Annotated in this window: 14 protein-coding genes; 8 read left to right on the forward strand and 6 right to left on the reverse strand. The window is 69.8% G+C overall.

All coding sequences use genetic code 11. The annotated features are described in order from the left end of the window. Window positions 1-165 precede the first annotated feature (165 nt). Window positions 166-1,719, forward strand: coding sequence for a glycosyltransferase family 87 protein (locus ACZ63H_RS05320; protein ID WP_469862343.1), 1,554 nt, complete (start codon window positions 166-168; stop codon window positions 1,717-1,719). A gap of 90 nt (window positions 1,720-1,809) precedes the next feature. Here the strand turns inward: ACZ63H_RS05320 and ACZ63H_RS05325 are convergent, their stop codons facing one another. The 3 genes from ACZ63H_RS05325 to ACZ63H_RS05335 form a co-directional block, all read right to left on the reverse strand. Beyond that, window positions 1,810-2,841 carry an alanine racemase gene (locus ACZ63H_RS05325; protein ID WP_318202481.1) on the reverse strand — a complete coding sequence of 344 codons (1,032 nt, stop codon included), beginning with the start codon at window positions 2,839-2,841 and terminating at the stop codon, window positions 1,810-1,812. An 85-nt stretch (window positions 2,842-2,926) separates the two neighbouring features. Continuing rightward, window positions 2,927-4,045, reverse strand: a complete 1,119-nt coding sequence (locus ACZ63H_RS05330) for a lipid II:glycine glycyltransferase FemX (RefSeq protein WP_469862345.1) — start codon at window positions 4,043-4,045, stop codon at window positions 2,927-2,929. Between the two features lie 119 nt (window positions 4,046-4,164). Beyond that, a complete protein-coding gene (locus ACZ63H_RS05335) occupies window positions 4,165-4,479 on the reverse strand; it encodes a hypothetical protein (RefSeq protein ID WP_469862347.1) in 315 nt (104 codons plus the stop codon). 274 nt (window positions 4,480-4,753) lie between these two features. Between ACZ63H_RS05335 and rpsF the strand changes: the two genes are divergently transcribed. The 4 genes from rpsF (at window position 4,754) to rplI (ending at window position 6,489) form a co-directional block, all read left to right on the forward strand. Next, complete coding sequence (gene rpsF / locus ACZ63H_RS05340) at window positions 4,754-5,044, forward strand: 30S ribosomal protein S6 (protein ID WP_003991486.1); 291 nt, start codon at window positions 4,754-4,756, stop codon at window positions 5,042-5,044. Window positions 5,045-5,124: 80 nt separating this feature from the next. Beyond that, the gene (locus ACZ63H_RS05345) at window positions 5,125-5,706 is read left to right on the forward strand and encodes a single-stranded DNA-binding protein (protein WP_469862349.1); all 582 of its coding nucleotides are present in this window, start codon (window positions 5,125-5,127) and stop codon (window positions 5,704-5,706) included. Between the two features lie 81 nt (window positions 5,707-5,787). Further along, the gene (rpsR, locus tag ACZ63H_RS05350) at window positions 5,788-6,024 is read left to right on the forward strand and encodes a 30S ribosomal protein S18 (RefSeq protein WP_003949403.1); all 237 of its coding nucleotides are present in this window, start codon (window positions 5,788-5,790) and stop codon (window positions 6,022-6,024) included. Window positions 6,025-6,042: 18 nt separating this feature from the next. Continuing rightward, complete coding sequence (gene rplI, locus ACZ63H_RS05355) at window positions 6,043-6,489, forward strand: 50S ribosomal protein L9 (protein WP_030938854.1); 447 nt, start codon at window positions 6,043-6,045, stop codon at window positions 6,487-6,489. A gap of 190 nt (window positions 6,490-6,679) precedes the next feature. Here rplI and ACZ63H_RS05360 read toward each other — a convergent pair whose 3' ends face one another. After that, window positions 6,680-8,017 carry an MATE family efflux transporter gene (locus ACZ63H_RS05360; protein ID WP_469862351.1) on the reverse strand — a complete coding sequence of 446 codons (1,338 nt, stop codon included), beginning with the start codon at window positions 8,015-8,017 and terminating at the stop codon, window positions 6,680-6,682. A 482-nt stretch (window positions 8,018-8,499) separates the two neighbouring features. Between ACZ63H_RS05360 and dnaB the strand changes: the two genes are divergently transcribed. Then, complete coding sequence (gene dnaB, locus ACZ63H_RS05365; RefSeq protein ID WP_469862353.1) at window positions 8,500-9,975, forward strand: replicative DNA helicase; 1,476 nt, start codon at window positions 8,500-8,502, stop codon at window positions 9,973-9,975. Between the two features lie 226 nt (window positions 9,976-10,201). Further along, window positions 10,202-11,587 (forward strand): serine hydrolase domain-containing protein, encoded by a 1,386-nt coding sequence (locus ACZ63H_RS05370; protein ID WP_469862355.1) that lies wholly within the window; start codon window positions 10,202-10,204, stop codon window positions 11,585-11,587. 75 nt (window positions 11,588-11,662) lie between these two features. Here the strand turns inward: ACZ63H_RS05370 and ACZ63H_RS05375 are convergent, their stop codons facing one another. Both ACZ63H_RS05375 and ACZ63H_RS05380 read right to left on the reverse strand, forming a co-directional pair. Further along, entirely contained in the window at window positions 11,663-12,115 is a 453-nt protein-coding gene (locus ACZ63H_RS05375) for a GNAT family N-acetyltransferase (protein ID WP_469862357.1), read from the reverse strand. 9 nt (window positions 12,116-12,124) lie between these two features. Next, the gene (locus ACZ63H_RS05380) at window positions 12,125-12,583 is read right to left on the reverse strand and encodes a MarR family winged helix-turn-helix transcriptional regulator (protein WP_469862358.1); all 459 of its coding nucleotides are present in this window, start codon (window positions 12,581-12,583) and stop codon (window positions 12,125-12,127) included. A gap of 141 nt (window positions 12,584-12,724) precedes the next feature. Between ACZ63H_RS05380 and ACZ63H_RS05385 the strand changes: the two genes are divergently transcribed. Next, window positions 12,725-13,933, forward strand: coding sequence for an MFS transporter (locus tag ACZ63H_RS05385; RefSeq protein WP_469862360.1), 1,209 nt, complete (start codon window positions 12,725-12,727; stop codon window positions 13,931-13,933). Window positions 13,934-13,938: the final 5 nt, after the last annotated feature.

Raw genomic sequence — 13,938 nt, forward strand, 5'->3', positions numbered from 1 at the left:
CCTCTTTTCCCCCACACAGCTTCCTCCCGGTTTGGTGGGCGAGGGACGACCCAGGGGGGGTGTTTCACGGAAAACACGGCCCCCCCCCCCCCGGGGGGTCCCCCGGCCCGTGGCGTGTTCCCGGACGGGTACGGCTTCCCGGACGGGTACGGCAGGATGTGCCCCATGCCCAGTGCAGAGACGACGCCCGCGAGCCCGCACGAGCCCGAGTTTGTGCGGTCCGTCGTGGCAGAACCGGTGCAGCCGACCAGGGAGGACGAGGTCGCCGCCGCCGGCAGTGAGCTGATCGGCGGCCCCATGGGGCGGCGAGCCCTGCCGGGTACCTCCTGGTGGACCCCGGTGCGGGTCGTGGCACTCGTGGCGATCGGCCTGTTCGCCCTCGGCCTGGTCCAGAAGGCGCCCTGCTACAACAGCGCCTGGTTCTTCGGCGCGAGCAGCCAGTACACGCACGCCTGCTACTCGGACATCCCGCACCTCTACCAGGGCCGCGGCTTCGCCGACGATCTCGTGCCGTACTTCGACAAGCTGCCCGGCGACATGGACTACCTCGAATACCCGGTGCTCACCGGCTTGTTCATGGAGGTGGCCTCCTGGCTGACCCCGCACAGCGGCTCCATCCAGCACCAGGAGCGGTGGTACTGGTTCGTCAACGCCGGGATGCTGATGGTGTGCGCCGCCGTCATCGCCGTGTGCGTGGCCCGCACCCATCGCCGGCGCCCCTGGGACGCCCTGCTGGTCGCCCTGGCGCCCGCCTTCGCCCTGACCGCGACCATCAACTGGGACCTGCTCGCGGTGGCGCTGACGGCCGCCGCGATGCTGATGTGGGCGCGCGGCCGTGCCCTGGCCTTCGGCGTCCTCCTGGGCCTCGCCACGGCCGCCAAGCTGTATCCCTTCCTGCTGCTCGGCCCGCTGCTGGTGCTGTGCTGGCGGGCCGGGAAATGGCGCGCGTTCTTCCAGGCCCTGGCCGGCGCGGTGGGCGCCTGGCTCGTGGTGAACCTGCCCGTGATGCTCACGCACGACGCGACGGGCTTCCACATCCGCGAGGGATGGGCGAAGTTCTACACCTTCAGCAAGGAGCGCGGCGTCGACTTCGGTTCCTTCTGGCTGATCTGGGCGCAGAACTCCAGCGACCCGCCCACCACCGGCTTCGTGAACAACGCGGCCACCGTGCTGGTGGTGCTGTGCTTCCTCGGCATCGCCGCCCTGGCGTTCACCGCACCGCGCCGGCCGCGCTTCGCCCAGCTCGCCTTCCTGATGGTGGCCGCCTTCGTCCTCACCAACAAGGTCTACTCGCCGCAGTACGTCCTGTGGCTGGTGCCATTGGCGGTCCTCGCCCGGCCCAAGTGGCGGGACTTCCTGATCTGGCAGGCGTGCGAGGTGGCCTACTTCCTGGGCATCTGGATGTACCTCGCCTACACGACGAGCGGAGACGCCCACAAGGGACTGCCGACCCAGGGCTACCACTGGGCGATCGTGGTGCACCTGCTGGGCACGCTGTACCTGTGCGCCGTCGTCGTACGGGACATCCTGATGCCGGAGCGGGACGTGGTGCGCCGCTCCGGGGACGACGATCCCTCGGGCGGGGTGCTCGACGGCGCGGCGGACGTGTTCGCACTCGGAGCGCCGGCCGGTCCGCCGGCGCATGCCGACCGGCTCGTGACGCCTCCGGTGGACTGGGGCCGCCCCGGAACCCCGTCCCCCGACGACCGCGCGACCTGAGACCGGCGCGTGCCCCGACGGCGTGGGGCACACGCGCGGAAGGCCGTATCCGGTACCCCGGATACGGCCTTCCGGCTGTCGTGACCCGCCTCAGCGGTCCACGATGCGGTCGAACTGGGTCGTGGTGTGCCGCAGGTGGGCCACCAGCTCGTCGCCGACCTGCGGCTCGGGAGCGTCCGAGGGCACGAACAGGATCGACACCTGCATGTGCGGCGGCTCGGCGAACCAGCGCTGCTTGCCGCCCCAGACGAACGGGGAGAGGTTCCGGTTGACCGTGGCCAGCCCGGCCCGGGCGACGCCCTTGGCGCGCGGCATGACGCCGTGCAGGGCCTTCGGGGCCTCCAGACCCACGCCGTGCGACGTACCGCCCGCCACGACCACCAGATAGCCGTCGGAGGCCGCCTTCTGCTGGCGGTAGCCGAACCGGTCGCCCTTCGCCACGCGCGTGACGTCGAGGACCGCGCCGCGGTACTCGGTGGCGTCGTGGTCCCCGAGCCACAGCCGCGTGCCGATACGGGCGCGGAACCGGGTCTGCGGGAACTGCTGCTGGAGGCGGATCAGGTCCTCCGCCTTGAGGTGGCTGACGAACATCGTGTGCAGCGGCAGCCGCGCCGCGCGCAGCCGGTCCATCCAGCCGATGACCTCCTCGACGGCGTCCGAGCCGTCGGTGCGGTCCAGCGGCAGATGAATGGCGAAGCCCTCCAGCCGGACGTTCTCTATGGCCTGGTGCAGCTGCGGCAGGTCGTGCTCGCTGACACCGTGCCGCTTCATCGAGGACATCACCTCGATGACGACACGGGCGCCCACGAGGCCGTAGACCCCGTCGACGGAGGACACCGAGCGGACGACCCGGTCGGGCAGCGGTACGGGCTCCTCGCCGCGCCGGTACGGCGTCAGCACCAGCAGGTCGCCGCCGAAGAAGTCCTTGATGCGGGCGGCCTCGTACGTCGTGCCGACGGCCAGCAGGTCGGCACCGAGCCGCGTGGCCTCCTCCGACAGCCGTTCGTGTCCGAAGCCGTAGCCGTTGCCCTTGCAGACCGGGACGAGCCCTGGGAACTGCTCCTGCACGTGCTTGTGGTGCGCCCGCCAGCGCGCGGTATCGACGTAGAGCGTGAGCGCCATGGCCGGACCCGGGACCTTTCTCGTGGCTGCGGTGGATCTGAGAGGGAAGAACTGTGAAGGCTATGGAATCAAACGCCCGCGCGGCTCAGCGGCGCGACATGTAGATGTCGAGCGCCTTGTGGAGCAGCTTGTTCAGCGGGAAGTCCCATTCGCCGAGGTACTCGGCGGCCTGGCCGCCGGTGCCCACCTTGAACTGGATCAGGCCGAAGAGGTGGTCGGTCTCGTCCAGCGAGTCGGAGATGCCGCGCAGGTCGTACACGGTGGCGCCCATCGCGTAGGCGTCGCGCAGCATCCGCCACTGCATCGCGTTCGACGGCCGCACCTCGCGTCCGATGTTGTCGGAGGCGCCGTAGGAGTACCAGACGTGCCCACCGACGATCAGCATCGTCGCCGCGGAGAGGTTCACGCCGTTGTGGCGCGCGAAGTACAGCCGCATGCGGTTGGGGTCCTCGGTGTTGAGAGCGGTCCACATGCGCTGGAAGTACGACAGCGGGCGCGGCCGGAACTGGTCGCGCACGGCCGTGATCTCGTACAGCCGCTGCCACTCGGGCAGGTCCTGGTAGCCGCCCTGGACGACCTCGACACCGGCCTTCTCGGCCTTCTTGATGTTGCGGCGCCACAGCTGGTTGAAGTTCTTGTGGACCTCTTCCAGGGAGCGGTTGGCCAGCGGCACCTGGTAGACGTAGCGGGGCTGCACGTCGCCGAAGCCGGCGCCGCCGTCCTCGCCCTGCTGCCAGCCCATGCGGCGCAGCTTGTCGGCCACCTCGAAGGCGCGCGGCTCGATGAAGTCGGCCTGCAGGTCGCGCAGCCGCTTGACGTCCGGGTCCTGGATGCCCCGCTTGATCGTGTCCGCGTTCCAGCGGCGGATGATCACGGGCGGGCCCATCTTCACGGAGAAGGCGCCCTGCTGCTTCAGGTGCGCCAGCATCGGCTGGATCCACTCGTCCAGGTTCGGCGCGTACCAGTTGATGACCGGGCCCTCGGGGAGGTAGGCGAGGTAGCGCTTGATCTTGGGCAGCTGGCGGTACAGGACCAGCCCCACGCCGACCATGTGGCCGCTCTTGTCGAACCAGCCGAGGTTCTCCGAGCGCCACTCCGCCTTGACATCGGCCCAGGCCGGGACCTGCATGTGGCTCGCCGCCGGCAGGCTCTGGATGAAGGCCAGATGCTGCTCGCGACTGATGGTCCTCAGGGTCAGGGTCATTCGGGGCGCTCCTCGGGCTGGTGTGTCCCCATGGGTTCAGGGGCTCCGGCTCTCGCGCCGAAGCCTACTGCGCCTCGCGAGCGCCCCGACTGGGGCATACGGGCCTTCAGCCCGGGGAGTCAGCCGACGACACCACCGAACAGACCACCGTGCGCCATGCCGATGAGGAAGCCGACCCCCGCGGCACCGAGGCCCAGGATCAGGCCGAACCGCTCCCGCGTGGTCACCGAGATCCACTGTCCGTACACGCCGGTGCACAGCGCCACCAGGCCCGCCCACGACGTCAGCAGGTGGAGGCTGTGGAAGAAGGCCGTGATGAAGGACAGCACGCCCAGGACGAGCGTCACCGCCATCAGGGCGTCCTGGAGCGGATGGGGCTTGCCGTCCGAGGCGAAGAGGGAGCCGGCGGTGTTGGGTTGCAATGCCTGTGCCATGGGCACCTCCTGCGGAAGGCGGCGCATCGTAGCGCCGTACACACCCGTTGTGTACAGATTGTCCGTCCCGGCGGCCGGATTTCAACCGGAAGCGGGTGTGCGGGTAGTCTGTACCGTCTGCAGTGGTGTCTGCCCAGACCTGTACGGGTCACACTGACCGGCTCCCCCCGGGGAACCCCGGCTGTCAGTGGCGGCCGATACCGTTGCGTACGCATCACAACCCTCCTGCCACGGAACGACCGTGGCCGCTGAGTCCAAAGGAGGTGGGTTCCACATGCGTCACTACGAGGTGATGGTCATCCTCGACCCCGATGTCGAGGAGCGTGCGGTCTCCCCGCTGATCGAAAACTTCCTGTCCGTCGTCCGTGACGGTGGCGGCAAGGTCGAGAAGGTCGACACCTGGGGCCGTCGTCGTCTCGCCTACGAGATCAAGAAGAAGCCCGAGGGCATCTACTCGGTCATCGACCTGCAGGCCGAGCCTGCGGTCGTCAAGGAGCTCGACCGCCAGATGAACCTGAACGAGTCGGTCCTGCGGACCAAGGTCCTCCGCCCCGAGACCCACTGAGCCCCGCGCTCAGCTGATCCCGGGATTCGAGTAGCAGCAACCAAGCAGCCAGAGCAGCAAACCCGCCGAGAGGTTCCCCCATGGCAGGCGAGACCGTCATCACGGTCATCGGCAATCTTGTCGACGACCCCGAGCTGCGCTTCACCCCGTCCGGTGCGGCGGTCGCGAAGTTCCGCGTCGCGTCCACTCCCCGCACCTTCGACCGTCAGACGAACGAGTGGAAGGACGGCGAAAGCCTCTTCCTGACCTGCTCGGTCTGGCGTCAGGCGGCGGAGAACGTCGCCGAGTCGCTCCAGCGAGGCATGCGCGTCATCGTGCAGGGCCGGCTGAAGCAGAGGTCCTATGAGGACCGCGAGGGCGTCAAGCGCACGGTCTACGAGCTGGACGTCGACGAGGTCGGCCCCAGCCTGCGCAACGCCACGGCCAAGGTCACCAAGACCGCCGGTGGCGGTGGCCGCGGTGGCCAGGGCGGTTACAGCGGCGGCGGTGGCGGCCAGGGCGGCGGCTGGGGCGGTGGCCCCGGCGGCGGTCAGGGCGGCGGCGCTCCGGCCGACGACCCCTGGGCGACCGGCGCTCCCGCCGGTGGCGGCAACCAGGGCGGCGGCGGCTGGGGCGGCGGCTCCGGCGGCGGTGGCGGCTACTCGGACGAACCCCCCTTCTAAGCCTTCGGGCCAGGCCTTCCGGGCCGGTCCGGGCCGAGGGTGGGTCGTACCCCCACTTCTTGATCACACAGGAGAATCACCATGGCGAAGCCGCCTGTGCGCAAGCCGAAGAAGAAGGTCTGCGCTTTCTGCAAGGACAAGGTCACGTACGTGGACTACAAGGACACGAACATGCTGCGGAAGTTCATTTCCGACCGCGGCAAGATCCGTGCCCGCCGCGTGACCGGCAACTGCACGCAGCACCAGCGTGACGTCGCCACGGCCGTCAAGAACAGCCGTGAGATGGCGCTGCTGCCCTACACCTCCACCGCGCGATAAGGGAAGGGTGACCGACTCATGAAGATCATCCTCACCCACGAGGTCTCCGGCCTCGGTGCCGCGGGCGACGTCGTCGACGTCAAGGACGGTTACGCTCGCAACTACCTGATCCCGCGGAAGTTCGCTATCCGCTGGACCAAGGGTGGCGAGAAGGACGTCGAGCAGATCCGCCGCGCCCGCAAGATCCACGAGATCCAGACCATCGAGCAGGCCAACCAGGTCAAGGCCCAGCTCGAGGGCGTCAAGGTCCGCCTGGCCGTCCGCTCCGGCGACGCCGGCCGTCTCTTCGGTTCCGTCACCCCGGCCGACATCGCGTCCGCGATCAAGGCTTCCGGTGGCCCCGAGGTCGACAAGCGCCGCATCGAGCTGGGCGCTCCGATCAAGACCCTGGGCGCCCACGAGACGTCCGTGCGTCTGCACCCCGAGGTTGCCGCCAAGGTCAACATCGAGGTCGTCGCGGCCTGACCGCCGCGTGATCGCAACGCTCGTGTGAGCCGTTGAGAGGGGCCGCATCCGTGCAGGATGCGGCCCCTCTGGCATGACCGGGTTCCCCATGGCCGGGGCGTTCACCGCGGTATGTTTCACGTGAAACGGTCAACGGGACACCTGCACGGCAGTACCTCCGACGTGGTGACGTGACCGGTGGACGCAGTGGTCAGCGGGTCGCGCCCGTCACGATCCAGCGGCCCGATCGCGTCCGCAGCCACAGGGTCAGCATGCGAACCGTCATCATGAGGGCCATCGCCGCCCACACCGCGGTGAGTCCGCCGCCGAGCGTGGGCACCAGCAGGGCCACCGGAGCGAACACCGCCAGGGTGGCGACCATCGCCCACGCCAGATAGGGCCCGTCGCCCGCGCCCATCAGGACCCCGTCCAGGACGAAGACGATCCCGCAGACCGGTTGCGCCAGTGCCACCAGCAGCAGGGCCGGCAGCGCGGCGTCCTTCACCCCGGAGTCACTGGTGAACAGCGGCAGGAAGAGCGGCCGGGCGACGACGACGAGCATGCCCAGCAGGACGCCGGTCGCGATGCCCCACTGGACCATGCGGCGACAGGCCTGACGCGCGCCTTGGGCGTCGTCCGCGCCGAGATAGCGGCCGATGATGGCCTGTCCCGCGATCGCTATCGCGTCGAGCGCGAAGGACAGAAGGTTCCACAGCGAGAGGATGACCTGGTGCGCGGCGATGTCGGCGTCTCCGAGCCGTGCCGCGACCGCCGTGGCGATCATGATCATCGCCCGCAGGGAGAGCGTACGGACCAGCAGGGGGACACCGGCCTGGGCCGAGGCCCGGATACCGGCGGCGTCGGGCCGGAGGGAGGCGCCGTGCCGGCGGGCTCCCCGGACCACCACCGTCAGATAGACGGCGGCCATGCCGCACTGCGCGACGACCGTCCCCCAGGCCGAACCCGCGATGCCGAGCCCGGCGCCGTAGACGAGCCCGACGTTGAGGGCGGCGTTGGCGACGAACCCGGCGATGGCGACGTAGAGCGGGGTCCTGGTGTCCTGCAGGCCGCGCAGCACGCCGGTCGCGGCCAGGACGATGAGCATCGCGGGGATGCCCAACGAGGAGACGCGCAGATAGCTGATGGCGTAAGGCGCCGCGGTGGGCGAGGCCCCGAAGAGATCCACGATGCCGGGGGCCAGCGGAAGGACGACGGCGATGACGGCGAGGCCGAGCAGCAGCGCCAGCCAGATGCCGTCCATGCCCTGCCGGATCGCCGCCGGGAGATCACCGGCGCCGACGCGACGGGACACGGCGGCGGTGGTGGCGTAGGCGAGGAAGACGAAGACGCTCACGGCGGTTGTCAGAAGCGCCGAGGCGACGCCGAGACCGGCGAGCTGGGCGGTCCCGAGGTGGCCGACGATCGCACTGTCGGCCATGACGAAAAGCGGCTCGGCGACCAGGGCACCGAAGGCCGGGACGGCCAGCGCGACGATCTCTCGGTCGTGCCGCCGCCGGACGGCCTGGGGGATCTCTGGGGCCTGTGTCATGCGCATCAATCTAATCGTCCACAGGTAAGTGACGCAACCGCTTGGTGATCCTTACTTCTCCTCTCGGGGTGTGTCCTTTCGGGTACCGTTCGAAGCGATCTTGGCCCGACTGCGGAAGTTTTTCTTCTGCACAGCCGGTGGATCGTAAAAGGGCAGGTCAGAGCAGTGGTGCCGAGAAGATCGAGGGCTTGTTCACAGGGCTGTCCACCGGGTCGTGCACAGGTTTCGGCGAGTTCTCCACAGCATCGGGCCGGTCGTCCACATGGCCTGTGGATAACCAGATTGGCTGACGGTGCCGACGGGCCTACCGTGGTGCGGCGCCCACTCCTTCCCACGGCCCGGCGAGCGACCCTCTCCCGGCCCGGGAACCGCCACGAATCCGACGCGCGAGAACCGGAGCAGGGCTTCTCGATTTGTCAGTGTCGTGCCGTACAAAAGAGGCCACGGCGAGGTCCGCCGTGCGGACGGGAGGAGGTGGCTCGGTGAGCATTTCCGAGCCCTTGGACGATCCGTGGGCCGACAGCGGACCCAGCGATCGTCTGCCGGCCTCCCGCCGGCGGGGTGACGGCGGCCGTGGGCGGGACGAGCAGCACGACCGGGGCCGCGAGAACGGGTCCTGGGACGGCGCCGCCGCCTTCGAGCGCGTTCCGCCGCAGGATCTGGACGCCGAGCAGTCCGTGCTGGGCGGCATGCTGCTGTCCAAGGACGCCATCGCCGACGTCGTGGAGATCCTCAAGGGCCACGACTTCTACAAGCCCGCGCACGAGACGATCTACCAGGCCATCCTGGACGTCTACGCCAAGGGCGAGCCCGCGGACCCGATCACCATCGCCGCCGAGCTGACCAAGCGCGGCGAGATCAACAAGGTCGGCGGCGCCGCGTATCTGCACAGCCTCGTCCAGACCGTCCCGACGGCGGCCAACGCCGAGTACTACGCGGAGATCGTCCACGAGCGCGCCGTCCTGCGCCGCCTGGTCGAGGCCGGTACGCGCATCACACAGATGGGTTACGCGGCCGACGGCGACGTGGACGAGATCGTCAACCGCGCGCAGGCCGAGATCTATGCCGTCACCGAGCAGCGCACCAGTGAGGACTACCTCCCGCTCGGCGACATCATGGAGGGCGCCCTCGACGAGATCGAGGCGATCGGCTCGCGCAGCGGCGAGATGACGGGCGTGCCCACCGGGTTCACCGACTTCGACTCCCTCACGAACGGTCTCCACCCCGGCCAGATGATCGTCATCGCGGCCCGCCCCGCCATGGGTAAGTCGACGCTCGCGCTGGACTTCGCGCGGGCGGCGTCGATCAAGCACAACCTGCCGAGCGTGATCTTCTCGCTCGAAATGGGGCGCAACGAGATCGCGATGCGCCTGCTGTCCGCCGAGGCCCGGGTCGCCCTGCACCACATGCGGTCCGGCACGATGACCGACGAGGACTGGACACGCCTGGCCCGCCGGATGCCGGACGTGTCGGCCGCGCCCCTCTACATCGACGACTCCCCGAACCTGTCGATGATGGAGATCCGGGCCAAGTGCCGTCGCCTGAAGCAGCGCAACGACCTGAAGCTGGTCGTCATCGACTACCTCCAGCTGATGCAGTCCGGCGGCTCCAAGCGCGCCGAGAGCCGTCAGCAGGAGGTCTCGGACATGTCCCGTAACCTCAAGCTGCTCGCCAAGGAGCTGGAGATCCCGGTCATCGCGCTCTCCCAGCTCAACCGTGGTCCCGAACAGCGCACCGACAAGAAGCCGATGGTCTCCGACCTGCGTGAGTCCGGCTCCATCGAGCAGGACGCCGACATGGTCATCCTGCTGCACCGCGAGGACGCGTACGAGAAGGAGTCCCCGCGTGCGGGCGAGGCCGACCTGATCGTCGCCAAGCACCGAAACGGCCCCACGGCCACCATCACGGTCGCCTTCCAGGGCCACTACTCCCGTTTCGTGGACATGGCCCAGACCTGACCGGCCGACGCGTAGGTCCCTGTGCCCCCTTCTCCGTCTGACAGCGGTCGTGCGGTCACACGGCCGCTTTTCCGCATGATGACCGGATGAATGAGGCCACGGCCGTGCCGGCTCCGACGGACGACGGCACAGGGGGACCGGCACGGAGGGGGCCCGGCATACGCGGTCGCCCGGACCGGGGGTGATGGATTCGACGGCCACCGTGGTCACCGGGTGGACTGGGGGCATGACGACACATCAGGAAGCCCTGTTGCCGGCCACGCGGCGCGCGTTGCTGCATCGGATCGCCGTCGCGCAGACCGAAGGGCGGGCTCCCTCGCTGGTGGCGACCGTGGTGCGGGACGGGCAGGCGGTCTGGCACGGGGCGCGGACCTGCGTGGGCGGGCACGCACCGGACGAGACCGTGCAGTACCGGATCGGGTCCATCACCAAGACCTTCACCGCCGTGCTGGTGCTGCGGTTGCGCGACGAGGGTCGGCTCGATCTCGGGGATCCGCTGGAGAAGCACCTGCCGGGCACTGGCGTGGGAGAGGCGACCATCGCGCAACTCCTCGCCCACACCGCGGGGCTGGCGGCCGAGACCCCCGCCCCCTGGTGGGAGCGGACCCCCGGCTCGCTGCGGCCCGAGCTGAGCGATGTGCTGGGCGAACAGCCCCTGCTGCACCCCGTCGGCCGGCGGCACCACTACTCCAATACGGGCTACACCCTGCTCGGTGCCCTGGTGGCGGAGATGCGCGGCGCCGCCTGGGAGGACGTGCTGCGTGACGAGATCCTGGAACCGCTCGGCCTGCACCGGACGAGCACGCGGCCCCAGGCACCGCACGCGGGCGGATGGGCCGTGCATCCGTGGGCCGACGCGCTGCTGCCCGAGCCGGTGGAGGATCTGGGCCGGATGGCACCGGCCGGCCAGCTCTGGTCGACGACCGGGGACCTGGCGCGGTTCGCCGCGTTCCTGGCCCGGGGAGACGACCGGGTGCTCGGCGCGCGGTCGGTGGCGGAGATGCGGACCGCCGCGGCCCCGGCCGAGAGCACGGACGTGGTGGACGGGGCCACATACGGCCTGGGGATGCAGATCCAGCACCGGAACGGCCGGTTGCTCGTCGGGCACTCCGGTTCGCTGCCGGGCTTCCTGGCGAACCTGAGCATCAGCGTGGAGGACGATGTCGCCGCGGTGGTGCTCACCAACTGCACCAGCGGGCCGCTGCCGGGTGCCGTGGCGGCGGACCTGGTCCGGATCGTCGCCGAGGCGGAACCCCGCATCCCCGAACCCTGGCGGCCCCTGCGCGAGGTCGACCCGGCGCTGCTGGAGCTGGTGGGGCAGTGGTACTGGGGCACCCAGGCGTTCGGCCTGCGTGCGACCGCCGACGGCCTGATCTCCCTGGCACCGCTGACCGGTGGAGGCCGCAAGGCCCGGCTCCGCGCCAACGGTGACGGCACCTGGACCGGGCTGGAGGGCTATTACGCCGGTGAGCTGCTGCGGCCCGTACGGCGGCCGGACGGTTCCCTGAGCCATCTCGATCTCGGCTCGTTCGTGTTCACTCGGCAGCCGTACGACCCCGAGGCCCCGGTGCCCGGTGGCGTGGACCCGGAGGGATGGCGGGGCATCCGCTAGTCCTTGACCGGACCGGAGGGGGTGTGTTTCACGTGAAACACACCCCTTGGGCCGTTCTGGCGTGCTGCGGCACGGTCAGAGCCGCAGTTTGAAGCCCTCGTGCGAGGCAGTGAAGCCCAGTCGTTCGTAGAAGCGGTGGGCATCGGTGCGCGCCTTGTCGGACGTGAGCTGCACCAGCCGGCAGTCCAGCCGCCGGGAGGTGTCGATCGCCCACTCGATCAGACGGCTGCCCAGCCCACTGCCCCGCTCGTCGGCGTGGATGCGCACGGCCTCGATGAGCGCGCGGGTGGCGCCCCGGTGCGAAAGCCCCGGGATGACCGTGAGTTGCAGGGTCCCGATCACACGGCCTTCGCGCACGGCGACGACAAGGTGCTGGTTCGGGTCGGCGACGAGCCGTTCCAGCGCCGCGCGGTACGGCGTCAGGTCGTCGGGCGACTCGCGCTGGGCACCGAGCGGATCGTCGGCGAGCATCGCGACGATCGCCGGAAGGTCGTCGGCGGTCGCGGCGCGTATCTCAAGATCTCCCATGCGCGCACCCTATGCGGGGACGCTCAGCGACTCCACCACCCGGACCAGCGGGGCCAGTTCGGGGTTCTTGGCGGCGGCGTCCAGCGCCTCGCGCAGAGCGGCGTCATTGGTGGGCCGCGCCTCCTCCAGCAGGCGCAGGCCTGCCTCGGTGACGTTGGTGTAGATGCCGCGCCGGTCGGTGGGGCAGAGGTAGCGCTCGAGCAGGCCGCGGTTCTCCAGCCGGGTCACCAGGCGGGTGGTGGCGCTCTGGCTGAGGACGACCGCGTCGGCGACCTGCTTCATCTGCAGATGCCCGCCCTCACCGGTGTGCTGCCTGCTGAGCACGTCCAGCAGTGAGTACTCGCGCACGCTGAGGTCGTGCTTGGCCTGCAGGGCGCGCTCGATGTGCGCCTCGATCCTTCCGTGCAGGGCGGAAAGGGCGCACCAGCCCTGGGCGAGGGCGGTGAGCGCGGGGTCCGTCGCTGTCATTGGCGTTTCCTCCGTCCCGGAGCGGCTCCACCACAAGAGTAGAGCACCGGCGCAATAGTCGGCAGTTGCATTTAGCCAGCGCTTGCAATTATTGTGAAGGCAGGCAAAGCGCTCCTGCAATCCTGGAAGGTGTACCCCCACATGCCTCTCGCGCTCCTGGCCCTCGCGATCGGGGCCTTCGGAATCGGAACGACCGAGTTCGTGATCATGGGCTTGCTGCCCGAGGTCGCGGACGACTTCGGGGTCTCCATCCCCACGGCGGGCCTGCTCGTGACCGGCTACGCCCTCGGCGTGGTCATCGGTGCCCCGATCATGACCGTGCTCGGCACCAAGGTCCCGCGCAAGCGCATGCTGATGCTGCTCATGGGCCTCTTCGTCGCCGGAAACCTGCTCTCCGCCGTCGCCCCGGCCTTCGCGGTCATGCTGCTCGGACGCGTGATCGCCTCCCTCGCCCACGGCGCCTTCTTCGGCATCGGCTCGGTCGTCGCGGCGGAACTGGTCGCACCGCACAAGAAGGCCGGCGCCATCGCCATGATGTTCACCGGCCTGACCGTCGCCAATGTCGTCGGCGTCCCGCTGGGCACGCTCATCGGGCAGAGCATCGGCTGGCGCGTCACCTTCGGCATCGTCGCCGGCCTCGGCGTCATCGGGCTCGCCGGTATCGCCAAGCTCGTCCCCGAGCTGCCCAGCCCCGAGGGGGTGCGGCTGCGCCACGAGCTGGCCGCCTTCAAGAACGCCCAGGTCCTGCTCGCCATGGCGATGACCGTCCTCGGCTTCGGCGGAGTCTTCGCGGCCATCACCTACATCGCGCCGATGATGACCCACATCGCCGGGTTCTCCGACGGCTCGGTGACCTGGCTGCTGGTCCTGTTCGGCCTCGGCATGGTCGGCGGCAACCTCGTCGGCGGCAAGTTCGCCGACCGCGCCCTGATGCCGATGCTGTACGTCTCCCTGGGCGCCCTGGCCGTCGTCCTGGCACTGTTCACGCTCACCGCGCACAACAAGATCGCGGCCGCGGTGACCATCGCGCTGATCGGCGCCCTGGGCTTCGCCACCGTACCGCCGCTGCAGAAGCGCGTCCTCGACCAGGCGCACGGCGCCCCGACGCTCGCGTCCGCGGTGAACATCGGCGCCTTCAACCTGGGCAACGCCCTGTCCGCCTGGCTCGGCGGCGTGGTGATCGCGGCCGGCTTCGGCTACACGTCCCCCAACTGGGTCGGTGCCGTCCTCGCCGCCGCCGCCCTGCTCCTCGCCGTCCTCTCCGCCGCCCTGGAGCGCCGCGACGCCGCGCGCGGCAGTGTGGCCGCCTCCGGTACGCCGGCGGACCACCGGGCTCCCGTCCACCACTGAGCCGT

This window comes from Streptomyces sp. NPDC104831 (assembly GCF_055583025.1).